The organism is Planctomycetia bacterium (genome assembly GCA_015200345.1).
In the GTDB taxonomy this organism is placed as follows: domain Bacteria; phylum Planctomycetota; class Phycisphaerae; order UBA1845; family UTPLA1; genus PLA3.
In genome coordinates, this window is record CP054187.1 from 1,718,267 (window position 1) to 1,743,838 (window position 25,572).

Sequence of the window (25,572 nt, forward strand, 5' to 3'; positions counted from 1 at the left end):
CCACGCGCCCTGACCGGCGCTCACCGAACCGGATCGCACCATGACGACGCCCGCTTCCGCCGCCGTGCCCCACGACGACGCACCCGCTCGCCCAACTCATGAGCTGGTCGATCAACAGATGGTGCTGTTTCACCTGATCGCTGCACTGGTCTTTCTCGGTGTGTCGATCCTCGCGGGGTTTCTTTACTCGTTCCAGTTCCTCCAGCGCTATCCGCTACCCGGGATCGAACTGTTCTCCCCCGGCCGCTGGCGGCTGGTTCATACCAACGGTGTCGCCTACGGGTTCATTGCCAACGCCTTCCTCGGCGCGCTGCACTGGATGATCCCGCGACTGACGATGCGCCCGGTCTACAGCCGCAAGCTGTCGCTGTTCATTTTCTACGCATGGCAGGCGGTCGTGCTGGTCACTGCCGGCGGGCTGCTCGCCGGACACGCGCAGGCGCTCGAATGGGGCGAGACGCCCGTCTATGTTGATCCCGTCGCGCTCGTCGGCCTCGTGCTGGTGGCGATCAACTTTTTGAAGCCGATCTTCGCCACCACCGGTCCGATGTACGTCGCCCTCTGGTATTTCATCGCCGCGTTCATCTGGACTGTGCTGGTCTATGCCATGGGAAATTTCATCCCCGAGTATTTCGTCGGCGGCTCGGCGGCCGGCGCGATCGGCGGCATGTTCATCCACGACCTCGTCGGCCTGTTCGTTACCCCGCTGGGTTGGGGCATGATGTACTACTTCGTACCGATCCTTCTCAAGAAACCGATCTGGAGCCACGGATTGAGCCTCGTCGGTTTCTGGGGCCTCGCGTTCTTCTACCCGCTGACGGGCATTCACCATTTCCTCTACAGCCCGATCCCGATGTTTCTGCAATACGGCGCCGTCATCACCACCATCGCCATCGAGCTGGTCGTCGCCACGGTCATCGTCAATTTCTTCCTGACGATCCGCGGCCGCGGCGACGCCCTGCGGACCAGCCTGCCGATTCGCTGGTTCTACACCGGCATGATCTTCTACTTCACGACGTGCCTGCAATGCGCATTTCAAACCACGATGACGTTTCAGAAGATCATCCACTTCACTGACTGGGTGGTCGGCCACGCGCACCTCGTCATGTTCGGCGTCTTCGGATTCTGGCTGCTGGGCATGATGGTCTATCTCATCCCGCGCGTGTTGAATGTCCCGTGGTACAGCGCATCGCTCAATAGCTGGCATTACTGGCTGACGGCCTTCGGCACGCTCATCATGTTTCTTGACTTACTCGTCGCCGGTCTGGTGCAGGGGTTCCTCTGGCGCGATCTCGCCCCGTGGGAGGAGTCGATCCGCGCGTCGATGCCCTTCTGGCTCGTGCGCACCTTCAGCGGCATCATGATCGTCGTTGGGCAGTTCATGTTCTTCTACAACGTGTACATGACTTGGCGCGCCGCGGCGAGCAGACCGGCCCGCGCACCGGCGCCGGTTCCCGCGTGATTCCCGGAGGGTTCGGACCGCATGTTTGAATCGAAAGCAGGCGTGTTTCTCATCGCGGGGATCGGCTTCTTCGCGCTCTCGTTCCTCGTCATGGGACTGCTGCCCTGGACGATCTACTACAACGAGCCGGAGCTGACGGTCGATCAGATCGCCGCCAAGGGGATCCTCCCCGATTTTGTCGACCTGGCCGAACGTTTCCCCGATCAGTTTAAGGATTACTTCGGCGAGGTCAGCGAAAAGTCCTTTGCCGAAGCACTGGCGCTGGGCCACAAAATCTACGTTGCAGAGGCCTGCTGGCATTGCCATTCCCAGTTCATCCGGCCTGTCTCGAACGAGGACCTTCGCTGGGGGCCGGTCTCGCACGCCCTGGAGTACCAGAATCGCTTGCAGCGCCCGGTGCTCTTCGGCACGCGGCGCGTCGGGCCGGACCTCTCGCGAGAAGGCGGGGTGCGCAGCAACGACTGGCACATCGCACATTTCTGGGATCCGACCAGTGTCACGCCCAGCTCGGTCATGCCCTCCTACAAGTGGTTCTTCGACGGTGACGGCTATCCGAACAAGCGCGGCATGGCGATCATCACGTACGTCCAATGGCTGGGAAGCTGGCTGAAGGAATATCCGTACTATCATGGGGATGGACCCAGCGGACCGACCACGCAGCCGGCCTATCCGCCGCGAACGGCCGCCAGCCAGCCCGCCGCCGGATGAGAAAAGGAGCCGACACCATGCAACGGGCCTCCGATTCCAGAACCAAGACGATCGTCGTCGTGACGATCGGCGTGCTGATCCTTCTGCCCGCCGCCTATGGATTCATCGAGAAGCTCACGCTCTTCATCCTCGCCGTGAAGCGCGACCTGATCGCCGGGTTCACGATCATTCCCGTGGTGAATTACCTGATCGTGACGGCCGGCATGGCCTGCCTGTTGATCTGGGCGGTGGCCCACGGCATGTTTCGTCGAATCGAGCAACCCAAGTACACGATGCTGGAGCGCGAAGAAGAGATCGACCGCCTCGACGCAAGCGAGAACCGAACGGGGGAAGACCGATGAGCCAGCACACCGATCCGACCACCGCGAGCAATGCCGCGCCGCAGGACGAAAATCGATTTCACACCTACGTCACGCATCACATTCCGTGGTACGTCCGCGCGATGTGGATCGCGTTCTGGATCGGGCTGGTCTGGTACCTCGTCGCTTACGCGATTCCGAACGCAAAGAATTATTTCTAGCGGCCTGATCGGAAGAATCGAAACAAGAGCATGAGTTCTCCCCTCGCTAAGAGTTCGTCCACCAGGCTCGGGCCGAATTGGATCCGGGCTTTATACTTCGCTCGTTAGCGAGCCGACCATGAACGCCTGCCACTTCTGCCATTTGCCGATGCCCGCGCGAGGCAGCGCCGCCACGCCGGACGCGGATCGCTTCTGCTGCATCGGCTGTCGAATCGCCGCGGAGATCACCCGCGCGCGGGGCGAAGGCGGGCAGGCCGCATGGATCATGGCCCGCCTCGGCATCGCCGTCTTTCTCACGATGTCCGTCATGGTCATGGCGACGTATCTGTACGGCTACGAATGGTCGGCTCGCGCCGGTCCCACGACACCGGCGCACGGCGAGATGCCCTCGGCCTTGGCCGGCGTTGTTCGCTACATATGTCTTATTTTTGCAACGCCGGTATTCTTCATCCTCGGAATTCCCGTGTGGAACAGCGCCGTGGCGAACGCGCGCCGCGGGGTTGCTTCCACCGATCTGCTCATCGTGCTCGGCGTCGCCGCGGCGTACATTTACTCCTACGTCTCCACCCTGCGCGGCGAGGGCGGCGTCTACTTCGAAACCGCCTGCATGATCCTCGTCTTCGTCACGCTTGGCCGCTACCTCGAAACCTCCATGAAGCTCCACGCCTCCGATGCCGTCCGCGGCCTCGAATCGCTTTTCCCCGCTTCCGTCTCCGTTCGGAACGACGCCAACCAGATCACGACCCTGCCCCTGTCCGCCGTACGCGCCGGCCAGAGCATCGTTGTGCCCGCCGGTCAGCGCATCGCCGTCGATGGCATCATTCTCGATGGCGCGTCGTTCGTGGACGAGCAACTTCTCACCGGTGAAAGCGCACCGGTCGCTCGACGAATCGGTGACGCCGTTCGCGCAGGCACGCTCAACACCGACGGCGTGCTCGTGGTTCGTGCCACGCGCGTCGGCGAGGAAAGCACCCTCGGTCGACTCGTTCGTCTGCTCGACGACGCACGACGAAGCAAGGGCCGGTACGAGCGCCTGGCCGATCGGATCGCTTCGTGGCTGATTGGCGCCACGATCGTAACCGCCGCGCTCGGGGCCTATCTCGGCGCGATGCGCGGCGGCCTGGAAGAATCGCTCATGACCGCGCTGGCGGTATTGCTCATTGCCTGCCCCTGCTCGCTGGGCATCGCCACGCCGCTGGCGATCTGGGTCGCGCTGGGCGCGGCCGCGGCCCGGCGAGTGCTGTTCACGGGTGGTGAGGCGATCGAAAAGCTCGCATGCGTGCGAACCGTCTGCTTCGACAAGACCGGTACGCTGACCGGGGGCACGCCCACGGTTGCGAGTTTCACGGCGAGCGAGGCGGATTCGGAAACGGTTCTGCGCACCGCGGCTGGGATGGCTTCACTTAGCACGCACGCGCTGTCGCGCGGAATTGCCGATTACATTGCGCTGCGCCGTGTAACGCCCGCGCGATTCGGCAACGTACAAACGCTTCCGGCGCGCGGCCTGATCGGTCAGCGGGATGAACAACTGTGCGCGATGGGCAGTCCCGAGTTGATGGCCGAGCGGGGATTTGCGTTTAATGCGGCGATGCGAGCCGCACTGGAGAAGGCCGAATCTGCCGCGAGGCCGGTGGTCTGCATCGGATGGAGCGGTTCGGTGCGCGGGGTATTCGCGCTGGATGAGACCCTGCGTCCCACGGCGAGGTCCGCGCTGGCCGCGATTCGCCGTATCGGTGCGAGGGTGATGGTGCTGACGGGCGATCACGCACAGCGCGGCGAGGCCCTCGCGCGCGAGCTGGACGTACCGGTCCGCTCGCGCCTTGCTCCGCAGGACAAGATTCGTTGCGTGGAACAAGCACAGTCCACAAGCGCGGTCGCAATGGTCGGCGACGGGTTGAATGACGCGCCGGCCCTGGCAGCGGCTGACGTGGGCATCGCGCTGGGTTGCGGCGCGGACCTCACGCGCGAGTCGGCCGACGTCTGCCTGCTGGGCGATGATCCGGCCGCCGTGCCGTGGGCCATGATGCTGGCGCGCCGCGCCGTTCGGACGATTCGCTTCAATTTGCTTTGGGCCTGCATCTACAATGTCGGCGGCATGGGGTTGGCCGTCGCGGGCAAGCTGTCGCCGCTCGTTGCCGCCGCTGCCATGGTCGTGAGCAGCCTCATGGTCGTCTCCCACTCGGCTCGACTGGCGCAAGCCGCCCAACGGCTCGATGAGCCTGCGGATTCGCTCGCCGAATTTCCTGCACATAATCAAGCGAAGAAATCAGGACCACCCCGCGCGGGGCGTGCCACGATGGAGGCACTTTCATGACGGCTTTGTCGGCAACCACCCTCGGCGCGGTCCTCGTCGGCGGCCTGCTCGGCTCGGCGCACTGCATCGGCATGTGCGGCGGCATCGCCGCCGCGCTTGGCACACTCGATATCCCCATGCGCCCGCTCGTGCTGCGGCACCTGGCCTACAATTTCGGTCGCGTGTTCACCTATGCCTTCATGGGCGCGATGGCCGGGGCAGCGGGGCTCTGGCTCGACCAATATCGCCTGCCGCTCGTCGCCGCGCAGCAGGTGTTTTCCATCCTTGCGGGTGTCATCATGCTGGCAGTCGGCCTGAACGTCTTGGGAGTCCTTCGCCTGCCGCGTTCGTGGGCCATGCCCGAATTGCTGTCCCCCCTGTTCAAGGCGCTGCTCAACGCGCGCTCGCCCGGTGGTTTCTTCCTCGCCGGTCTCGCCAACGGATTCCTCCCGTGCGGACTCGTCTACGCCTTCGTTGCCATGGCTGCGGCAAGCGGCGCCGTCATCGCCGGCGGCGCGCTCATGGCCGCCTTCGGACTCGGAACGATCCCCGCGATGCTCGCCGTCGGCTGCGGCAGTCGACTACTCACACACACGGCACGACTCCGCGTTTATCGCGTCGCGGCCGTGCTGATCGTCCTGCTGGGCAGCGTCACGGTGGCACGCGCGTTCACCGCGCCGAGCGGCGCCTGCCACGATGGATCCAGCCATGCAACCGGAGCCGATCCCGCGCATAATTGCTGCGACACACCTGACCGTTGAGGTGCGCAGCATGAGCCGGCCCGCTTGGAACTTTCTCGTCGATTGCCTCTCGTTTGTCGCCTTTGTCGCGCTGCTGACCAGCGCAGCGCTGGTGCAATTCGCCTTTCCACCCGCGTCGCGCGCCGCTGGATATGTGCTCTGGGGTCACGGGATTGATTACTACACGCGCGCCTCCGGCGTCTGCCTCGCCGTCTTCGCGCTCACCCTTCTCGTACACCTGATTCAACACTGGACGTGGGTCTGCAACTTCATCGCCGTGCGCGCCGCGCGCTGGACCGGACGCCCGTTTGCCGTCAACTCGGCCATCAATACGGTCTACGGCGTCGCCACGCTAATTGCCGTCTTCACGCTGATCGGCGGCGTACTCGTCGCGGCGGAGCTTTCCATTGTCGCGCCGCCGCCCTAGGATTCCGACCCAGACCCCAGGACGCCCTCATGCTCGCCGCCGTCGAGTTCACACCGCTGATGATCGCCGCGCTCATCGGATGGATCATCAGCGTCTGCTTTCACGAATTCTCGCACGCCCTCGTCGCCTACTGGGGCGGCGACACGTCCACGGCCGAACGCGGCTACCTCACCTTCAACCCCGCGAAATACATCGACCCGTTCTTCAGCCTCGCCATTCCCGCGGCCGTGTTCCTGCTCGGCGGCTTCCCCCTGCCCGGCGGCGCGGTGCTCATCGACTACTCGCGTCTTAAATCTGACAAGTGGGGTTCCTACGTCTCCGCCGCCGGACCGGCCAGCAACTTCATTCTCTTTCTCCTGACCGCGTTCATCTTTCACCCGGCCCTGGGCATCGTCGATGTCACCACCTACGACCAGCCAACCTGGGTTTACTTCTGCGGCGCGATGGCTGTGCTCAATTTCATCGCCGTCGTCTTCAATCTGATCCCCCTCCCGCCCTTCGACGGCTTCGGAATCATCGAGCACAAGTTGAGCAACGAGACGCGCTGGCGCATGCGCATGCCGCAGACGTCGCTGGCCTGCATCGCCCTGGCGTTCTTCGGATTCGGACTCGAACCGGTGCAGCGCTTCGTCTGGGGCGGGTTCGATCAGCTGTGCTCCATGCTGGGCCTGCCGACCGACCTGCTCGCCGTGTGCTTCCAGGTCGTCCTGTTCAACGAGGTGCCGGTAGGCGTTTGAAATTGGAACGGAAACTTAACCCACGCGTTGCAATCGACAAGATAGATCCTAATTCGTTTCTTGTGCAGACATGAGCTGGCCAAAAATCCAATGCTTGCCGTTATTCGCGCCGTAATTGAGCTATAACATACTGAATGGCAACACGTTGCAAGTATTGACGAAAAACATACTTGACTTTCGATGCCGTCACTGCTAAATGTCCTTAGGACATTTAGCAGTGACGGAATTGATATTACTATGTGGTTTAGAACATTATCATCACAAGTACTCGAACTTCTCTCGTACGAGCGACGACGCGTTGCTGCGAGTTGGAGGCTGCTGATTCTCGCTCGAAGAATCTGCATGAAGGAGAGTGCGCCGTTACTCGACGCGGGAAAGCTGCCTCGCCTGATCACTGAAATGGAACGGCTACGGTACATCGAGAATGCGCCAAGCGTCCATGGTGTCTACATCGTCACCGCCCCATTCTCTTCGATCGTACCGGTTGTGGATGAACAGATAGTACAAGAGGCCAACCCGTGGGCCGTATTCAGCCATTCCACAGCCATGACCCATCACGGCCTTACCAATGACATCCCCAGACGGATTGTCGCGAATTTTTTCGCGTCGCCACGGCGCAATCGAATTCCGCTCAATACCACTCCTGACGATTGGTTGGACCTTGAACTGCCTCGTGGAAGCCGACCAAACCATGCAGGTTCTGTCAGGGTTCAGTGGATTCGCATCAAGGACGAGTTTGACTTCGGGCACTGCGTAAGTACCAGCCAGGGCATTTCCATTTACGTCACCGATATTGAACGAACCCTTCTGGACGGACTCCGCGCGCCGTCCAAGTGCGGCGGCATCAGTTCGGTCCTCCATGCATGGAAGAATGCCGCGAAGCGAATCGACCTGAATCGCCTGATCGAATACACGATTCGATTTGATAATTCTGTGCTACGGCAACGTGTAGGCTTCCTGCTCGAGTTGACAGGCCTCAAGCATCCCATACTGAAAGAATGGCGCAAGTCGCTTCTACGGGGGGGATCGGTACGGCTAGTTGCTCAAGCTCCCTATGCCTCCAATCATTCAGAAAGGTGGAACCTTTCGTTGAACGTACCATCAGGACTTCTGGAAGAACTTGCCGAGAATCAATGACTCGACGCCTCTATCCAATTTCGCTCGCGGAACTTGCGAATTTTGCCCGCGAACTTCGTGTCACGACCGAGGAATCGCGAAAGCGGTTCGTGCAGTACGTTGTTCTTCAGGCCATCTCCGCATCGCCTCTGCGCGATGTCCTCATCTTCAAGGGCGGCAATGCGCTGCGATTCGTTTACGCCAATCGTCGAGGTACGATGGATCTTGATTTCACCGCGACAAGCGCCCTGCCGGACGACAAGCCGTCCATCGGTCTGGCGCTGGACAGCGCGTTTGTCGTGGCGTTCGGACAATTCGGAGTCAAGCTGCGTTATCAAAGCGCGCAACGCAACCCGCCCGGCGCGGACAAGCATTTTCCCACCTACGAGGTCAAGGTCGGTTACCAGTTCCCTGGCGATCGATACTTTCCTGAATTTGATGCTCGCGCACAACCCGTATCCTCCGTCGTCGACCTGGAGATCAGCTTGAACGATGTCGTTTGTGATGACGCTTTGATCAAACTTGATCCGCAGCGCGACCTTTGCACGCGCGTCTGTTCCGTGGAGGACATCGTTGCGGAGAAGCTCCGCGCCTTGCTCCAGCAGCGTGTGCGGAAAAGACACCGAAAACAAGATGCCTACGACATTGCATCGATGTTGAGGATGCATCGGGATCAAATCAACCCTGAAAGAGTTACGCAGTTTTTTCTTCGAAAGGCCAAGGCACGGGGAATCAATCCCAGTCGTTCGATGTTCGATGACGAAATCCGAAGACGCGCCAGTTGCGAATACGAAACCCTTTTCGATGATGAACGCGATCCCTACTACATTCCATTCGATCAAGCCTGGGATGAGGTGATCCGACTGGTCCACGCACTGGATATCCCTCCCTAGCGAATGGTGTAGACATGAGTGCCGAATCCCAAGAGTGCAGGTCGGATGCGGGCAGAACGGGCACGACCATGCAGATTCGATCGCTCCGAATCCCTTTGTTATCATTCTGCTGGGCGGGCGCTTATCGTCCGTATCATGCAATTGATCCCGAACTCCAACAGACACATTGACCCATGCGAATCCTTAGCGGCGTACAACCTTCCGGCAAGCTTCACCTCGGCAACTACTTCGGCGCGATGAAGCAGCACATCGAGCTTCAGCACGACCACGAGTGCTTCATCTTCATCGCCAATTACCACGCGCTCACGACCATTCAGGACCCGGCGCGGCTCACCGGCCTCACGCGCGACGTGGCGATCGATTACCTTGCGCTCGGCCTCGACCCGGCCAAGGCCTGCCTCTTTCGCCAGAGCGACGTGCCGGAGGTCTGCGAGCTGGCGTGGATTCTCTCCACCGTCACCGGCAAGGGGCTGCTCGAACGGGCCGTCAGCTACAAGGACAAAGTCGCGCGCGGCCTGTCGGCCTCGATGGGCCTGTTCAGTTACCCGATCCTCCAGGCCGCCGACATACTCATTTATCGCAGCGACGCCGTGCCCGTCGGCAAGGACCAGGTGCAGCACATCGAGATGACCGCCGACATGGCGGGATACTTTCACAATACGTACAAGTGCGAGGTCTTCACGCTGCCGCAGGCGAAGCTCAACGACGCCGCCATCGTCCCCGGCCTCGACGGCGAGAAGATGAGCAAGAGCTACGGCAACACGATCGATCTGTTCGAGGACGCCAGGAGCGCGAAGAAGAAGATCATGGCGATCAAGACCGACAGCACGCCGGTCGAATCGCCCAAGAACCCCGACACCTGCACGGTCTTCGCGTTGCTTAAGCTTTTCCTCGACGCAACGGAACTGGCCGAGTGGCGGCAGCGTTACGAACAAGGCGGCATGGGCTACGGCGACGCGAAGAAACGGCTGGCCGAGGCGTTTGAAGCGCGCTTCGGCCCCGCGCGCGAGAAGCGCGCCGCGCTGGAGAAAGACACCGGGTACGTCGAGGAGGTGCTCACGGCGGCGGGTAAGAAGGCCCGCGCCGTCGCACAGGCCGTCATGAAAGACGTGCGCCGGGCCTGCGGAATCGTCGTTTCAACGTAGCAGCCGGCACCGAAGCTGCCCGCATGGTTGCACGGCTCGGCTCGCGCTGGCATGATGCCGATCATGCTTCGCGCGATCATCTTCGATTTCGACGGCGTCATCGCCGACACCGAGCCGCTGCACTACGCAGCGTTCGAGCGCGTCTTGCGCGACACGCCGCTGGCCATCACGCGCGAGGAATACTTCGCCCGGTACGTCGGTCTCTCGGATCGCGTCTTTCTTGAGCGGCTGGCCGCCGACCGGCGCGCCGCATTCGGCGACGAGCTGAAGCGATTCTACGACGAAAAGTATCAGGTCTATTTGGAGCTGATCGGCCAAGGCACGTCGCTTATCGCCGGGCTGAACGAGTTTCTCGCCGACTTGCCTGCGAACCTGCCGGTCGCCATTTGCAGCGGTGCCCGCCGCACGGAGATCGATCTGATCCTGTCGCAGCACAACCTCGCGTCGCGATTCCCGATCATCGTCTCCTCCGAAGACGTGCATTCGTCCAAGCCCGAGCCGCACGGTTACCTGATGACGCTGCACAAACTCCGCGCCCTATACCTTTACGGCAAAGAGCATGCGAAGGATGTGGACCCGATCGAAGCGATGCCCGCCGATTCCTGCCTCGCCATCGAGGACAGCCCGCAGGGCATTCTCGCTGCCCGCGCCGCCGGAATGCGCACGCTGGCCATGCTGCCGTCGCATATCGCATCGGACGTGTCGGCGGCCGACCTGCGCCGGGAAAACTTCCGCGGCCTGACGTGGGACGACTTGTGCTATCGGTTTGTTTCGCAAGGTTGAGAAAAGCCGGCACGCACCGATGATTCGCAACGTCGCACGAAACGTCTGGCAGATCAGCGGCTTTCCGCCCGGCGCGATCAATTGTTACCTCGTTGGTGATGGCGACCGGCACATTCTCATCGACGCCGGTTCGAAGCTTGATCGGCGCGTCATCCTGCGGCGTCTGCGCGGTGCGAATGTCTCACTCGTGGCACTCACACACGTTCATCCCGATCACCAGGGCGCGGTGGTCGCCGTGTGCAACGCGTTCAACTGCCCGCTCGCCTGTCACGATGCCGACCGACCGGCGATGGAAGGACGCTCCCCCATGCTGCCCGACAAACGCCCGATCCGCTGGTCGAGCCGGTTCTTCGGCGGGCCGCCGCGGCAGGTCGACCAGTCGCTCCGAGATGGCGACAACGTGGCCGGCTTCCGCGTCCTCGAAGCGCCCGGGCACACGCCGGGGCACGTGATCTTCTTCCGCGAGGCCGACCGCGTGGCCATCGCCGGCGATCTCGCAACGAACATGAACTTCCTCACGCTGCGCCCCGGCCTGCATCAACCGCCGGCCTTCTTCAGCGTCGATCCGGCTCGCAATCGTGCATCTTTCAAGAAGCTTGTCGAATTAAACCCCGGCATCGTGCTGTTCGGGCACGGCCCCCCATTGCGTGACATGAGCGCCCTGCGCGCGTTCGCCCAGCGACTGGAGCGCGGTCAGCGCGCGGCAGCCGAGGGCGTTTGAACTTCGTTGTCCGGAATTTCCATGCGCCCCGTGGCCGGGCAGCGCTGAAGCCGCGTCGCCGCGCGACGGAATTTTTGCTTGAACCCCGCTTCGTCCATCTTTGCGGCCGTCGCGAGCTTCGCGAGCATAACGGGGTTTTCCAAATCCTCGCTTTCGAGGCGGATCATGTAAGCTCGCGCCGTGCGGTAGCCGTCGGAGTCGATATCGACCTGCCGGATGCGCGTGCGATTGGTCTGCGGATCCACCATGTCGCTGAAACGCATCGGCACCAGCTCGTTGGACTGGATCGTCACCATCACGCCGACGGAATGGTCGATCTTCGGATCGAGCAGGATGCGAATCGCCCCGTTGCCCAGCTCACGGCAATAAGCGATGTCGAGCGGCGTCGGCGGGGCACACCGCAGCATGTAGCCAATCGTCTGTGGAATGATCGTCAGGCTGTCGCCGCGCTCGCTGAATCGCCGCGTCAACTCATCGGTCAGCATGCGCGCCAGCGGAACCTCGGCCAGGCGCAAATGTCCCGCCGCGTCCATCGGCACCTTCTTGTTCAGCATGCGCTCCAGTTCCTCGCGGTCGCCCAGCCGATAGGCCAGGCCCTCGGCGACGATGGCGACGCCATCCACGCGACCCATCGCCCGCCGCTTGATGATCGCGCCCTCCAGCACATCCGCGATCTGCCCCAACGTCACCGTCTCGGCGAACTCCTCGGGGATCAGCGTCAACGTCGCGCCGGTCGCCTTGCCCATGCCCAGCGCGAGGAACCCCGCGTGCCGACCCATCGCCACGACGATATACCAGCGGCCCGTTGTCTTTGCGTCTTCCATCAGATTCGCAATCAACTCGCTGCCGAGATGCCGCGCGGTATTAAAGCCAAATGTCGGAATATCCCCCGGCAGCGGAAGATCGTTATCAATCGTCTTGGGCACATGCACGACGCGGATGCGCCCGCCGCTCCGCTCCGAAACGAACCGCGCCGACAGCGCCGTGTCGTCCCCCCCGATCGTCACCACGTGCGTCACCCCCAGTTCCGTGAAATGCCGCAGCACGCGATCGACCTTCGCGTTGTCCGGCCGGACCGTCATGTCCTCATCGAGGGCCGATTCATCAAGCAGCGTCGTCCGAGCCGTCCGCAGGATCGACCCGCCGTCGAAGTGAATCCGCGCGACGCGGGAGATTGTCAGCTCCTCGGTGTGCCGCTCGGCAACGAACCGATCGCTCGACAGGTGCTTGAAGCCGTCAAGGATGCCGACGACCGTCATGCCCCTGTTGACGGCCTCGATGGTCGTCGCACCAATCACGGCGTTGATCCCCGGAGCAGGTCCCCCGCCCACGATGATTGCCAAACGAGAATGAGCCACTTGGAAGCTCCTCAATCGATCAAGTAAAACGGTTTACCTTGCCTGCAAAGTTGGATTATAGCACGATTCGGCTAGCCCCGTCACAGCCCGGTGAAAACCGTTCGCCGGTCCACGAAACATAGCTTGTTCCCGAAGGGATCGGCGACATAAAACGACCGTTCGCCCCAGGGCCGCACAGCGATCTGTCCGGCAGGGTCGCCGTGGACGTCGCCGGTATCGAACACCTCGCACGCCTTCTGGCAGGCGATGTACGTCCGATCGAGATCATCCACCGCGAAATAGAGATGTTCAGGCAACGGCGCGGGGCAGCCTTCGTCCCCGTCGGCCTTGGGGTCGTAACAGGCAAGGATCGTCCCGTCGCAGTCAAAATAGTGCCGGCCGTCGGAAACGCGCAGACCGGGAATCCCGAGAACGGCGGCATAGAACGCGGCGGCCTGTTCGATGTCCGCCACCGGAACGATCACGCGGTACAACTTCGGGTACATGTTCGGACCTCCAGTGTGGTAGTGTACCGGCATCATGGCCCTGTCGCTTGACGAGAAACGGGAAATTCGCGTCACCTGCGCGCTGCGGATCCCGTCCTATCTGCGCGACGAAATCGAGGCGCTGGGCTATCAACTGATCGACGAAGGCCGCGCTTACGTCGAACTGTTCGGCACGCTGCGCGACGCCATGCGGCTGAACCTGCACCTGCGCACCGCCCAGCATGTGCTCTATCTGCTGAACCGTTTCGATTGCGACGGACCGGACCAGCTCTATCGCGCGGTGAACGGACTGCCGTGGGAGACAATCGTCGCAGCCGACGGCTATCTTACGGTCAGCAGCAGCGTCAATCATCCGACGATCAACAGTTGGGCGTTCGCCAGCCTGAAGGTGAAGGACGCCATCGTCGATCGCATCGCGGACAAGATGGGTCGCCGGCCGGACAGCGGGCCGGATCGTAGCGGCGTGGTGGTGCACCTCGAATGGCACGGCGATCAGGCGGCGGTTTATCTTAACACGTCGGGGAACAAGCTTTCGGACCGGGGTTATCGACGCATTCCGCACAAAGCGCCGATGGCCGAGACGCTGGCGGCGGCGGTGCTGATGGCGGCGGGGTATGACGGCAGCGGCGTGCTGGTGAACCCGATGTGCGGCAGCGGGACGCTGGCGATCGAGGCGGCGCTGATGGCGACGGGCCGCGCGCCGGGATTGCTGCGCAGCGATTACGGGCTGTTGCACGTGCTAGGGATGGACAAGGAGGCGTGGCAGGCCGCGCGGCGCGAGGCAGGCAAAGCGCGCGCGGCAAGCAAAAGGCGTGGAGCGGGACCAACGAAGGCGAGGGCATCCGATTCGATCATTATCGCAAGCGACCTCGACCCGGCGGCGCTGGCGGCGGCGAAGCAGAACGCGAAGACGGCCGGCGTGGATCACATGATCGAATTCGCCCAGTGCGACTTCGCCGAAACGCGCGTGCCGGAGCTGGGGGAATGCCCCGGAATGGTGCTGCTGAACCCCGAATACGGCGAGCGGATGGGAGATGAGAAGGCGCTGGAGGCGACGTACGCGCGGATCGGCGATTTTTTCAAACAGAAATGTGCGGGCTACACGGGCTTCATCTTCACCGGCAACCGCAATCTGGTGAAGCACGTCGGCCTGCGCGCCAGCCGGCGGATCGAATTCTGGAACGCGCGGATCGACTGCCGGTTGATGCGCTATGAAATGTACCGCGGGACGCGCGAGGCGTATGGGACAAGCGGCCAATTGAAACCTGGCGATTCAAAATCTCGCCCATCCGAGCCGCGAGCTTAAGCGTAAGCCGCGCGACAACGAGCTGTGAGCGAACGTCATCGTGGCGAGGCTGGAAGGAGCGTGGATTTCTTAAGCGCTTTCAAGAATCTCCCGCACCCTTTCATCGAATCCCCTACCGCATTCCGGGCATCGCCCCGTTTCAACCGTCAGGCCGCGGAGCAGGTAGCCGCACTTCATGCACACCGGCACGCCCTGGACGAGCAGTTCGCTGCGCAGCATGACCGGCATGCTCTTGCGATGAAGTCGCACGGCCAGCAGCAGCGACGCGAGCACCGGGCCGGCGAACGTGATCGCGTCCTCCCACGCGCCGGGCCAGTTCACGTATCGCATGGCGTACTTCAGAAGCAGCATGACGGCGACGCCGATGAGTGCCATACTACCGACACCCGACCAGAAGCCCCACGATCCGAGGCGGCTGGCCTGCGCACCGATTCGTCGCAGGGCGATTTCGCGCTGCGCGTCGGACGCGAAGTAGTCCATCTCCGCAAACCCGGCGAGGGAGATATTCAGCGGGCTTAGACGGGAAACGGCGGGCGTCGCGTCCGGCGCAGGAGGGCGATCACGCGGCGGCTCGGAAGGCAGCTGGCCGCTTTCATCGGTGCGCGATGGTGGATCGTGCGTCATGGAACTATACCGTCTCTCCTGGAACGGGTTTCATAACTCCTCTCCCCCTTGGGATGGATTCGAGACGCGGGAGGAGACTTGCTCCTCTAGAACGGGTTTCATAACTCCTCTCCCCCTTGGGATGGATTCGAGACGCGGGAGGAGACTTGCTCCTAGAACGGGTTTCATAACTCCTCTCCCCCTTGGGGGAGAGGTTGGGTGAGGGGGAAAAGTAGTTCAATCGAAATGATTCACCCTCACCCCGACCCTCTCCCTGAAAGGGAGAGGGGGTTATGAAACAGCTTGTACGATGGCCACCAGATGCCGCGGCATGCCTGGCGCTACACAGTACAATAACGCTCTAATCGTTGTGCTGTCACGCGCTCACGCGATCGCACCATCGCCGGTAGAATCTTGATCAGCGAAGGAGACCCCATGGCGAAGCGTCGCGGTTCGAACGGGCGGCAGGCAACGAAGGACAAGGGCGTCATCGTGTCGTTTCGGGTGGACCGGCACCTGGCCGACGTGCTGAACCAGGTGCCCGACAAATCGGCGTTCATTCGAGACATCATTCTGCGCAGTTTCTACGAGACCTGCCCGGTCTGCCGGGGGCGCGGCGTCCTGCCGGCGGAGCTTTCGCGCTGGGCCGCCGGGCGACTGAAGGCCGACGCGTCCGTCGAGTGCTCGTGCTGCTTGTACGGCTACCCGAAGCAGACGCTGCCGGCGAAGCACCGCAAGACGGCCGAGCCGTTCGTCTGCCCGCATTGCGAGTCGCACGACCATCGTCATTGAGCGATTGCGCGGTGATCGATGTCGCGGTGCGCTGGTTGAATCGCGGCGAGCAAGCTCGCCGGCTAAATGCGGATTTCGATGAACAGATGGGACACGCTTCCATCCGTCCGTCGCGCCGGGTTGCATGGTTGCGACGGGTGGCATGGCTGTGGCCTTTGGCGGCCATGCTCGCGCGATCATCCGAAGGAGCCTTTTTGCCATGAATAAGCCGCCACGCGTAATCGACATCCGCCCGGCCGCCGACTCGCGCGATTTCGCCGACATCGGCCTGCTCATGCGTGAGTATCTCACCGAGCTGGGCGTCGACTTGTGCTTTCAGGATTTCGAGGGCGAGGTGGCTGACCTGCCGCGCGCAAGAAAACGGGCGCACCGCGCTGTCGCACGATGCGCCCGCTGATGGGTTGTCAATCATAACTGACGATGCCAACCCGAACGAGGATTCGGATCGGCGTCAGCGGTCATCGGCCGCCGGTCAGAAAAAGTCAATCAGCGAAATCAGCAGATCGACGTATTCCGCCAGCGCCGTCTTCTGCGCCGAGGGCACCATCCAGTCCTGCGGGGCGTTGACGCCGTCGACCCGATCCAGCAGATTCTCCAGCTGATTCTGGGCCGCGTTGTAGTTCCCGTGGCCGATCAGCGCCGAGGCCAGCGCCGCGTGCAGCGCGAGCGTCGCCCGCCGCGCCTTCTTGGCAAGGGCATTGTTCCCGGTGAACAGATTGTGATCCAATTGCAGGATGTCAATCGCCAGTTGACATGTCAGGCTTCGCAGGTAGTCCTGCGTGACGCCGGGCTGCAACGGGAGCGGATCAACGTTGTCGGCAACGCCGTCGCCGTCGGTGTCGGCGCTGCATGGAGAAGTCTGGAGCGTCAGCAGTTCATAGCCGTCCTGTAGCCCGTCGCCGTCGGAATCTGCCAGAAGCGGATTCGGGCAGCCCGATCCCTGGGCCGTGTCGACTTCGACGCCGTCGCTCAAGCCATCGCCATCCGTATCCGCGATGAGCGGATTCGTGCCGAAGATCGTCTCGTTCGCGTTCGACAAGCCGTCGCCGTCGATGTCGCCGTCGCAGGCATCGCCGATGCCGTCGCCGTCGAGATCGGCCTGATCGGCGTTGGCGGTACTCGGACAGTTGTCCACATCACCGCACAGCCCATCACCGTCCAGGTCGTTGGCCGGATCATTCGGGCAGGCGTCGCAGGCATCGCCCAGTCCGTCGCCGTCGGCGTTCTCCTGACCGCTGTTCGCCACGGTCGGGCAGTTATCCTCATCGCCGCAGACGCCATCACCGTCTGCGTCATTGTTCGCGTCGAACGGGCAGAGATCGCAGGCGTCGCCCAGCAGATCGCCATCGGAGTCTTCCTGGCCAGGGTTGGCGAATCCGGGGCAGTTATCGAGATTCTCGCAGACGCCGTCGCCGTCGCCATCGTTGCTGGCATCGTTGGAGCACACATCGCAGAGGTCACCGATGCCGTCGCTGTCGGCGTCGTCCTGGCCGGCGTTGGGCAGCGTCGGACAGTTGTCCACGTTTCCGCAGACGCCGTCGCCGTCGGAATCATTGGCCGCATCGAGCGGGCAGGCGTCGCACGCATCGCCCAGGCCGTCGCCGTCGGCATCTTCCTGACCGGGATTGGCGTCGTTGGGGCAATTGTCATCGTCGTCGGCGATGCCGTCGTCGTCGGCGTCGGTCTCGGCCGGAGCGAACCGGAGATTATCGATCGCGCCAGAAGGCGCCGCGACGCTGACCCGATGAATGGGCGTGGTCGACTCGATGCCGACAAAGCCATACTCGAGAAATCCGCAACCGGTGCCGTCGATGAATGGCCCCGTGAAGACCGCCGTCTCGATCACATTGTTGTTCTCGTCGAAGGCGGTGAAGGTCGCGTTCTGAAAGAAGATCGCCACGAACACAAACCCGAAGGCCTGCACCGGCGGATCGAACTCAAACGACGAGGTCTGCGAGGCGGAGAGGCCGTACGGCGTCGAACCGCCGGCGATGTCCTGAACGAGCCTGAAGCAGGCATCGCTGTCGCGCACCACGCGCACCTGCGGGAGGATCGTCACGCCCTGTGACGCGTATTCGTTGGCGGGCATCGTGATGTTGGACATCACGGGCAACGTCGCGCCCGTGCCGTCCTGCTCAAACGTGATGTGCGTGTGAGCGATTGAATTGAAATAACTGACGTCGGTGATGGGGGCGGCCCATGATCGAACGCCGGACCCCGCCATCAACAACCCCGCCGCGAGCGCGGCGCCCAGGAAACGCGTGCGTGAAAACATATCTCGTCCTCCCAGAAATGAATGGTGCATCGCCGCTGCGCGATCCACGAGATCCGCTCGGCGCGGGCAAGTGACGCCCCGATGGAGCGCATTATCCGAATTCGTCATCGGCGATTCAAGGAATTTCGCAGAAGGGAATGCCACAATCTTGGACGGCGCAGCTTCTGCGCGGCGCCCGGCACCCGCGCCAACCCTCTCCCCGGAGGTTTCCAAGGTCGAATTGAATAATTGAACTACCGTCGCCGACGAATCAGGCCCATCCCGGCCAGTGCCATCAGTGCCAGGGACGCCGGTTCGGGTGCCCAAGTAGCGGCACTGAACGTGCCGCTGCCGGTGAAGGGTGACGGCAACGTGCCCAGCAGATTGCCCGTGTTGACATCGTATTTATAGAAGTTGGGCTGCGTCGTATTCGGGCCGTCGGTCACGTAGTATGCGATCCCCGCGTGGACGGCCAAGCCATCAATGTCCGTCTCACCGGCGGGATAGCCGGCTAATTGCGACTGCGTGAACCCCAGATAGTCGATGTGATACAGGCCGGGCGTGTTCGGACTGGGAGCCGTATCCGAAAGGCCGTAAAGCTTGCCGTCCGTGAGATCGAAATCCAGCCCGCCGAAATCGTAAGCGGACGGATAGACATAGACCTGCGAAGCGACCAACGTGCCGGGGTCGATCTCGTAGACCGCCTCGGTCGCGATGTTGCGCGTGCCGTACAGCTTGCCGTTATTGAAGCCCAGCCCGACGAAGTTGATGGTCGCCGCATTGAACATCATCGTGCCGACATTGGTTGGCGTCAGCACCGGCCCGAACGGCGACTTGTACAACGTGGACCCGTTGTTCCAATAGAGCGTATTCGTCGCCGCGTCGTAAGCCATGCCCCATGGCTTGGCGTCCGGCCCCGTTCCGGAATAGATCGGCGTGGCAACACCCGTCGTCGGGTTCACGTTGTAAATCGTGGCGGTGCCCGATTGATCGTTCCCGACGATCAACTGGCCGAGTGCCGGGGTCGCGGCAAAAAGTGCTGCGGAGACAAAAAGCAGAACGCATCGCATGATCCACCTCTGATTGGTCTCAAACCCGCGCAACATGAATCGAGCGCGGAATTCGCATGGTTCCACCAGGAGCGTATTATCGCAGAATTGTCATGGAAAATCAATGATTTCACCCGTCCTGCCCCTTGTCATTTTCAGGATAACAGTGGACAGAAGGCCGGATTTCAGCCGATTCAGCCTATTTGCAACTTGCTAAGTCTGAAATATCCCGACCGCCGCGGCAATTCAGGGCGTGTCGGGGCGACCATCGCCGCACTTGAGCACGGCTGTCAGGGTGACGGCCTTATGCCAGGTTCATCGTCATCAGGAATTCGGCGTTGCTCTTGACCTTCTTCAGCCGGGTCGTGAGCAGTTCCATTGCTTCGACGGGGTTCATGTCGACCAGCACGCGGCGGAGTTTATAGACCAGCTCCAGTTCCTTCGGGTCCAGCAGCAACTCCTCCTTGCGCGTGCCGGAGCCGGCAATGTCGATCGCGGGCCAGACGCGCTTGTCCACCAGCCGACGATCCAGGTGCAGTTCGCTGTTACCCGTGCCCTTGAACTCCTCGAAGATGACTTCGTCCATCTTCGAGCCAGTATCGACCAGGGCCGTGCCGATGATCGTGAGGCTGCCGCCCTCTTCCACCGCGCGGGCCGCGCCGAAGAACCGCTTGGGCTTCTGCAACGCATTGGCATCGACGCCGCCGGTCAGGATCTTGCCGGAGTGCGGAACTTCGGTGTTGTACGCCCGCGCCAATCGCGTGATCGAGTCGAGCAGGATCACCACGTCGCGACCGTACTCCACCAGACGCCGCGCCTTCTCAATCACCATTTCGGCAACCTGCACGTGCCGGCTGGCCGGTTCGTCAAACGTGCTGGATACGACCTCGGCCTTGGTGTGCCGCTGCATTTCGGTCACTTCCTCGGGGCGCTCATCGACGAGGAGAATGATCACGTACGCATCGGGGTGATTGGTCGTGATGGCGTTGGCCATTTTCTGCATCAACACGGTCTTGCCGGTACGCGGCGGCGCGACGATCAGCATGCGCTGGCCGAAGCCGATCGGCGTGACGAGGTCGATCACGCGCATGTTGATCTCGTCGGGATTGGTCTCCAGCACGATGCGCCGGGTCGGATGATGCGGCGTGAGGTCTTCAAAGACCGCCTTCTCGGTGACCTTGTCCGGCTCCTCGAAGCAGATCGCCTCGACGCGCAACAAAGCAAAATACTTCTCGCTCTCTTTGGGCGGACGAATCTGCCCGGCGACGATGTGCCCGCTTCGCAGACCGAAGCGGCGTATCTGCGACGGACTGATGTAAATGTCGTCCGGGCAGGGAACGTAGTTGTATTCCGGGCTGCGCAGGAAGCCGAACCCGTCGGGCAGGATCTCCAGCACGCCCTCGCCATACATCAGGCCGTTCTTGTTGATCCGCTCCTTGAGGATCTTGAAAATCAATTCCTGCTTCTTCATCAACGCGTAGTCGGTGATGCCCTCCTGCTTCGCCAGCTCGTGCAGATCGTTGACGGACATCTTCTGCAATTCGGTAATGTGCAGATCGCCTCGCTTCACCTTTTCGTAGCGCTCGTGCGTCTCGCGGTCGATGCCCGGTCCGCCACCAGCCGCGGCCTCGCCGATCGGCCCCATCGCCGCGTCGCGCGGGGCAGCGCCTTCGCCAGCCAGTCCGGCCGAGAACCCGGCGGCTTCGGTCCGCGCGGGCGCGTCATGTGGCGCCACCGGCGCGACGTCCAATTCCTCGTCCTGCGGCTCGAAACTCTCCACCACCACGCCGGCCGGCTCTTCGTTCCGCATCGGTTCGCGTCGCATGGGCTGGCGCGGATGCTTGGCCGAGGGGCCTTCGCCGGGGCGGCGCGGTTTGCGAGGGGGATGAGCGCGGTTGTGACCAGGTCGTGGCATGTGAACTACCTCCCAGGGAGAGATGAAATGCTCAAAGCAGGTTCGTCGGAGTGGTAAAGGGGTTTGTCTTTTATCGTGATCGTGCAGGCCGCCGCAGAGCAAGGCCCGACGCAGGTTTCAGAAAGGCGCGACGTGCGAATCGCACCGGGGTTCCAATCTTGCGGGGGAAAAGTCGTCGATCAGGCGCGCTCGCCGAACTCCGCGAGGACCGCGGCGAACACCCGTTCCACCTGCTGGCGCAGGTCCGTCAGGGTGGAATTGTTCTGCACCATATGATCGGCTCTCGCCCGCTTCATGTCCAGAGGGTACTGGGAGTTTTCTCGTCGCTTCAGTTCTCCCGGCGCCCAATGACGGACCTTTTCGGACCTTCCTTTCCGCAATTCTTCCGCCGTATCAACAAAAATCACCGAATCGCACAACTGATCCAGACCGGCCTCGAACAACAGGGGGCTGTCCAGAACGATCATTCGCACTGCGGGATTCGCCTCGGCGTCGGCCATCAACACCGATCGCCTCGCCGCGATCCGCGGATGCAACAAGGCTTGCAAACGAAGCCGTTGCGATTCATCGCCGAAGACCAGTTCCGAGACCTTGCGGCGATCTACGCCGCCATCCGGCGATCGGATCGAGTCACCCCACCAGCCAATCAGCGTTTGCTGAACTTCCGGCGATGCAAGCTCAAGGGTGTTCAACGCATCGGACGAAATCACCGCCGCGCCCAGATCCGCGAGGATCGATGCCACTGTGCTCTTGCCCGAGCCGATGCCGCCCGAAAGACCCACCACGGGCTTGCTGCGACCTGCCTTCGTCACGCATCACCCGCCAGCCAAACGGGAGTCTGTCAACGCGAAGAAACGCTTCTACTCAAGACGCTTCGGCTGAACCGAACCAGGGCCATGCAACGCCCACGCAGATCACCGTTCGCACCGAAGTATTGTTAAAGTAGAATCCGCCCGGCGAATCCATCCGCCCAGTACGAGTTGAACGTCATCCCTCCCCCAAAGCATAGCCGATGGGCAAATGCGTTTCAACAGGAATCTGGGTGCGTGCTTTGTCGCACAAAATGGCGGGCTACCGTGATGATCACGCGCCCGGCACCGCCGGCGCGGATCACCCCAGCCCGACCTCCCGGTTGAACGCTTCGATCCGTGCGTCCCAGCCGGCGGCTTGCTCAAAGGTCTGCGCCCAGAAGTCCGGATCCCACAGGCGGCGCAGCTCGTCGACGCCGCGTTGCTGCTGCTCAACCCAGGTGAAGTATTTGAAGTTGTGCAGCGCCTTGCGGTCTTGATACCCCAGCTCGCGCAGGTGATCGACGCCGATTCCTTCGAGATAGCGCGCGAAATGCCGCCCCGCGAGCGACTCCGAATACGCCCCGTGCAAGGAACGTTGCTCCGCGATGCGCGAGGCGTACAGCTCCATCGAATCAGTCAGGGGGATGAACAACACGTCGCGCCCGTCCATCTCGTAAAGCTTTGCCGTCTTGATCGCCGCGACGAGGTTGCACAGGCTCGAGATGCCAATGTCCGGCAGGCGGTCGACCACGCCGCGCGAAACGCCGGCCTGCTCGAGCGTTCGGCGGCCGGCGTCCTCGTTGAACAGCCGCATCAGCGCCAGGCACTGCTCGTCGTCGATGGCGGCGACCAGGTCGGTGTTGCGCACGTTGTGAATCCAGGGGATGTGCTTGTCGCCGATGCCTTCAATGCGATGATCGCCGAAACCACAGGCCAGCAGCGTGGGGCATTGAAGCGCCTCGACGGCGACGACGCGAACCTGCGGCGCGATGGTGCGAAGATAGTCGCCGGCGGCGATCGTGCCCGCGCTGCCGGTCGCGGAGATGTAACCGGCGAGGCGATAGGGAGCTGCGGTGCGGATAGGAGCCGCGGGCTTCAGCCCGCGCGGCGCATCGAGGGCCAGTGCCGCTTGAGAATCCGCGCGGGCTGAAGCCCGCGGCTCATTGATTGGCTCCTTGATTGGCTCCTTGATTGGCTCCTTGATTGGCGGCGCGGCGTGCAACTGCCGAAAGATTTCCTCCACGATCGACCCCGTGACGTGATAATGCCACGCCGCGTTGCCAAACTCCTCGAACTGGTTGAAGATCACGCAATCCGGCCGCGTCCGGCGGATCTCCCAGCACTTGTCGTAAATCTCCTTCACGTTGCTCTCGCAGCCCGGCGTCGCGATCACCTCGGCCCCGATCGATCGCAGCCACTCGAACCGCTCGCGCGACATGCCCTCCGGCAGAATCGCCACGGCCGTGCAGCCCAGCAGCGCGCAGTCGTACGCCCCGCCGCGGCAGTAGTTGCCCGTGCTCGGCCAGACGGCCTTCTGCGCCGTCGGGTCAAACTGACCAGTGACAAGCCGTGGCACGAGGCAGCCGAAGGCCGCGCCGACTTTGTGCGCGCCGGTCGGGAAGTGCTTTCCAACAATGCCGATGATGCGCGCGGGCACGCCGGTGAGGGCGGGCGGGAACTCGATCCAGTTTCCGTTGTTGAAGCCGCCGCCGCGGGCGACCGGTTCGTTCTTCCACGTGATGCGAAACAAGTTGGCGGGATCGACGTCCCACAGGCCGACGTTCTGGAGGCGGTCTTTGATGCGTTGTGGAACGAGCGACGGGTCCTTCTGCTGCGCGAAGGTGGGGATGATGATGTTGCGCTCACGGCAAAGGGCGATGGCGTTTTGGAGGGCAGACTCGGGTGAAACCTTTGTACTCACAATGATGCTCCGATTGAATGCTCGTCGCAGCACCCAGTCTATCCGCTTTGTCATCCAAACCCAACGCAGGCATCGCGGTATAATTCGGCCGACTGTACCAGACAGCCCGTTCGAGGATCGCACGTGAGCCTTGTGACCCTATTGAAGTGCGTCGCCTGCGGGAAGGAATTCCCGCCTGCCGCCGGCTGGACCTGCCCCACCTGCGGACCGGACGAAGGCATCCTCGACGTGCAATACGATATGCCGCGTGTCCGGCAAACGCTGACCCGCGCGGCGCTGTCCATCCGGCCGCTGTCGCACTGGCGATACGCCGAGTTGCTGCCGATCGACGTGCCGCCGCCCGCGGGGATCGAGCACATCGGCTGGACGCCGCTGATCGAGGCGCCGCGCCTGGCCGCGGCCCTGGGCATCGAACGATTGCGGCTGAAGGACGACGGCCGCAGCGCGTCGGCCTCGTTCAAGGATCGCGCCAGCAGCATCGGCGTCGCCCATGCCATTGAAATGCACCGTGGCACCGGCGTCTCGCCGGTGGAGATCGCCTGCGCGTCGACCGGTAACGCTGCCAGCAGTCTGGCATATTGCGCGGCCGCCGCGGGACTGGGCTGCAACATCTTCGTGCCGCGGACCGTGCCCGAGGGCAAGCTCGCGCAATTGCTCGCCTATGGCGCTCGCGTGTTCAAAGTCATGGGCAGCTATGCCGAAGCGTACGATCTGTGCACGCACGCCTGCGCCCGGTTCGGCTGGTACAACCGCAATTGTGCGGTGAACCCCTATCTGGTCGAGGGCAAAAAGACCGGCGGGCTGGAAGTCGCCGAGCAGTGCGCCGACGATCCGCCGGAGTGGGTGGCCGTCAGCATCGGCGACGGCTGCACGATCTCCGGAATATACAAGGGTCTGCGTCAGTCGCGCGAGGCCGGCATCATCTCCTGGAACGCGCGGATGCTGGGCGTGCAGTCGGAGGGCGTCGCGCCGATCGCGAACCTGTGGCAGCGACGGAACGCCGGCGAATGGCTGGAGAAGCTGACCGGCCGTGATCTGCATTCGCGCGACACGACCTATGCCGACAGCATCAACTGCCCCGTGCCGCGCAACTGGCGCAAGGCGCTGGCCGCCCTGCGCGACAGCGACGGCGCGTGCGTCGCCGTCACCGACGAACAAATCATGGAGGCCGTGCGTACAGCGGGCAGGCTGTCGGGCGTCTTCGCCGAACCGGCGGCGGCGGCGGCGGTCGCGGGCATCGCCCAGGCCCGGCGCGACGGCATTCTCACCGAGCGGTCAAACGTCGTCGCCATGATCACCGGCAACGGATTGAAGGACACGGCGGGCGCGCTGCGGGCCGTCGGCAAGCCGCATGAAGTGCCGCCGGACGTCGGCGAAGTGGAGCGAATCATACGCCAGGAGTGATTGGAGAATGAAGAATTGAGAAGGCCGGCGTGGTTTCAGGACTCCTCTCCCCCTGAAGGAGAAGTCGGGTGAAGGGGACGAGCGGTCTTAGCGAAGCAGCTTACCCCCATCCCGGCCCTCTCCCTGGAAGGGAGAGGGTGACGCCTGCC

25 protein-coding genes are annotated in these 25,572 nt (G+C 62.6%); 17 read left to right on the plus strand and 8 right to left on the minus strand.

Annotated features, from left to right (window positions below; translation table 11 throughout):
• The first annotated feature begins 40 nt into the window (after positions 1–40).
• The 13 genes from HRU71_07060 (at position 41) to HRU71_07120 (ending at position 11,545) form a co-directional block, all read left to right on the plus strand.
• Positions 41–1,462 carry a cbb3-type cytochrome c oxidase subunit I gene (locus HRU71_07060; protein ID QOJ03261.1) on the plus strand — a complete coding sequence of 474 codons (1,422 nt, stop codon included), beginning with the start codon at positions 41–43 and terminating at the stop codon, positions 1,460–1,462.
• A gap of 21 nt (positions 1,463–1,483) precedes the next feature.
• Positions 1,484–2,170: a cbb3-type cytochrome c oxidase subunit II gene (locus HRU71_07065; protein QOJ03262.1), complete on the plus strand. Its 687-nt coding sequence runs from the start codon at positions 1,484–1,486 to the stop codon at positions 2,168–2,170.
• Positions 2,171–2,187: 17 nt separating this feature from the next.
• A complete protein-coding gene (locus HRU71_07070) occupies positions 2,188–2,511 on the plus strand; it encodes a hypothetical protein (protein QOJ03263.1) in 324 nt (107 codons plus the stop codon).
• The gene (locus HRU71_07075) at positions 2,508–2,690 is read left to right on the plus strand and encodes a hypothetical protein (protein ID QOJ03264.1); all 183 of its coding nucleotides are present in this window, start codon (positions 2,508–2,510) and stop codon (positions 2,688–2,690) included. The genes HRU71_07070 and HRU71_07075 overlap by 4 nt, the downstream gene beginning before the upstream one ends.
• Positions 2,691–2,808: 118 nt before the next feature.
• A complete protein-coding gene (locus tag HRU71_07080; protein QOJ03265.1) occupies positions 2,809–5,004 on the plus strand; it encodes a cation-translocating P-type ATPase in 2,196 nt (731 codons plus the stop codon).
• Positions 5,001–5,744 (plus strand): sulfite exporter TauE/SafE family protein, encoded by a 744-nt coding sequence (locus tag HRU71_07085; protein ID QOJ03266.1) that lies wholly within the window; start codon positions 5,001–5,003, stop codon positions 5,742–5,744. Before HRU71_07080 ends, HRU71_07085 begins: the two co-directional genes overlap by 4 nt.
• A 10-nt stretch (positions 5,745–5,754) precedes the next feature.
• Positions 5,755–6,150: a hypothetical protein gene (locus HRU71_07090; GenBank protein QOJ03267.1), complete on the plus strand. Its 396-nt coding sequence runs from the start codon at positions 5,755–5,757 to the stop codon at positions 6,148–6,150.
• Positions 6,151–6,179: 29 nt separating this feature from the next.
• Positions 6,180–6,887, plus strand: a complete 708-nt coding sequence (locus tag HRU71_07095; protein ID QOJ03268.1) for a site-2 protease family protein — start codon at positions 6,180–6,182, stop codon at positions 6,885–6,887.
• 342 nt (positions 6,888–7,229) lie between these two features.
• Positions 7,230–8,024 carry a hypothetical protein gene (locus tag HRU71_07100; GenBank protein ID QOJ03269.1) on the plus strand — a complete coding sequence of 265 codons (795 nt, stop codon included), beginning with the start codon at positions 7,230–7,232 and terminating at the stop codon, positions 8,022–8,024.
• A gap of 89 nt (positions 8,025–8,113) precedes the next feature.
• Positions 8,114–8,896 carry a nucleotidyl transferase AbiEii/AbiGii toxin family protein gene (locus tag HRU71_07105; GenBank protein ID QOJ03270.1) on the plus strand — a complete coding sequence of 261 codons (783 nt, stop codon included), beginning with the start codon at positions 8,114–8,116 and terminating at the stop codon, positions 8,894–8,896.
• 173 nt (positions 8,897–9,069) lie between these two features.
• On the plus strand, positions 9,070–10,041 hold the full coding sequence (gene trpS, locus HRU71_07110; GenBank protein ID QOJ03271.1) for a tryptophan--tRNA ligase: 972 nt from the start codon (positions 9,070–9,072) through the stop codon (positions 10,039–10,041).
• A gap of 63 nt (positions 10,042–10,104) precedes the next feature.
• Complete coding sequence (locus HRU71_07115) at positions 10,105–10,824, plus strand: HAD family phosphatase (GenBank protein QOJ03272.1); 720 nt, start codon at positions 10,105–10,107, stop codon at positions 10,822–10,824.
• 22 nt (positions 10,825–10,846) lie between these two features.
• Positions 10,847–11,545, plus strand: coding sequence for an MBL fold metallo-hydrolase (locus HRU71_07120; GenBank protein ID QOJ04943.1), 699 nt, complete (start codon positions 10,847–10,849; stop codon positions 11,543–11,545).
• Here HRU71_07120 and HRU71_07125 read toward each other — a convergent pair.
• Both HRU71_07125 and HRU71_07130 read right to left on the minus strand, forming a co-directional pair.
• Complete coding sequence (locus HRU71_07125) at positions 11,518–12,903, minus strand: 6-phosphofructokinase (protein QOJ03273.1); 1,386 nt, start codon at positions 12,901–12,903, stop codon at positions 11,518–11,520. The two genes, HRU71_07120 and HRU71_07125, sit on opposite strands and share 28 nt — an antisense overlap.
• An 80-nt stretch (positions 12,904–12,983) precedes the next feature.
• The gene (locus tag HRU71_07130; GenBank protein QOJ03274.1) at positions 12,984–13,388 is read right to left on the minus strand and encodes a VOC family protein; all 405 of its coding nucleotides are present in this window, start codon (positions 13,386–13,388) and stop codon (positions 12,984–12,986) included.
• Positions 13,389–13,422: 34 nt separating this feature from the next.
• Here HRU71_07130 and HRU71_07135 point away from each other — a divergent pair, with 34 nt between their 5' ends.
• A complete protein-coding gene (locus HRU71_07135; GenBank protein ID QOJ03275.1) occupies positions 13,423–14,694 on the plus strand; it encodes a class I SAM-dependent RNA methyltransferase in 1,272 nt (423 codons plus the stop codon).
• A gap of 69 nt (positions 14,695–14,763) precedes the next feature.
• Here HRU71_07135 and HRU71_07140 read toward each other — a convergent pair whose 3' ends face one another.
• On the minus strand, positions 14,764–15,318 hold the full coding sequence (locus HRU71_07140; protein QOJ03276.1) for a hypothetical protein: 555 nt from the start codon (positions 15,316–15,318) through the stop codon (positions 14,764–14,766).
• Between the two features lie 414 nt (positions 15,319–15,732).
• On the opposite strand from HRU71_07140, the gene HRU71_07145 reads away from it, so the two are divergent.
• Both HRU71_07145 and HRU71_07150 read left to right on the plus strand, forming a co-directional pair.
• Complete coding sequence (locus tag HRU71_07145) at positions 15,733–16,089, plus strand: hypothetical protein (GenBank protein ID QOJ03277.1); 357 nt, start codon at positions 15,733–15,735, stop codon at positions 16,087–16,089.
• Positions 16,090–16,288: 199 nt separating this feature from the next.
• Positions 16,289–16,486 carry a hypothetical protein gene (locus tag HRU71_07150; GenBank protein ID QOJ03278.1) on the plus strand — a complete coding sequence of 66 codons (198 nt, stop codon included), beginning with the start codon at positions 16,289–16,291 and terminating at the stop codon, positions 16,484–16,486.
• A 75-nt stretch (positions 16,487–16,561) separates the two neighbouring features.
• Here the strand turns inward: HRU71_07150 and HRU71_07155 are convergent, their stop codons facing one another.
• The 5 genes from HRU71_07155 to HRU71_07175 all read right to left on the minus strand — a co-directional run bounded on the left by HRU71_07155 (position 16,562) and on the right by HRU71_07175 (position 24,073).
• Entirely contained in the window at positions 16,562–18,472 is a 1,911-nt protein-coding gene (locus tag HRU71_07155; GenBank protein ID QOJ03279.1) for a thrombospondin type 3 repeat-containing protein, read from the minus strand.
• A 125-nt stretch (positions 18,473–18,597) separates the two neighbouring features.
• Complete coding sequence (locus tag HRU71_07160) at positions 18,598–19,413, minus strand: PEP-CTERM sorting domain-containing protein (protein ID QOJ03280.1); 816 nt, start codon at positions 19,411–19,413, stop codon at positions 18,598–18,600.
• Between the two features lie 283 nt (positions 19,414–19,696).
• Positions 19,697–21,217, minus strand: a complete 1,521-nt coding sequence (gene rho / locus HRU71_07165) for a transcription termination factor Rho (protein QOJ04944.1) — start codon at positions 21,215–21,217, stop codon at positions 19,697–19,699.
• A gap of 269 nt (positions 21,218–21,486) precedes the next feature.
• Positions 21,487–22,119, minus strand: coding sequence for a dephospho-CoA kinase (locus HRU71_07170; protein QOJ03281.1), 633 nt, complete (start codon positions 22,117–22,119; stop codon positions 21,487–21,489).
• Between the two features lie 298 nt (positions 22,120–22,417).
• Entirely contained in the window at positions 22,418–24,073 is a 1,656-nt protein-coding gene (locus HRU71_07175) for a pyridoxal-phosphate dependent enzyme (GenBank protein QOJ03282.1), read from the minus strand.
• A gap of 69 nt (positions 24,074–24,142) precedes the next feature.
• Between HRU71_07175 and thrC the strand changes: the two genes are divergently transcribed.
• Positions 24,143–25,423: a threonine synthase gene (gene thrC, locus HRU71_07180; protein QOJ03283.1), complete on the plus strand. Its 1,281-nt coding sequence runs from the start codon at positions 24,143–24,145 to the stop codon at positions 25,421–25,423.
• Positions 25,424–25,572 lie beyond the last annotated feature (149 nt).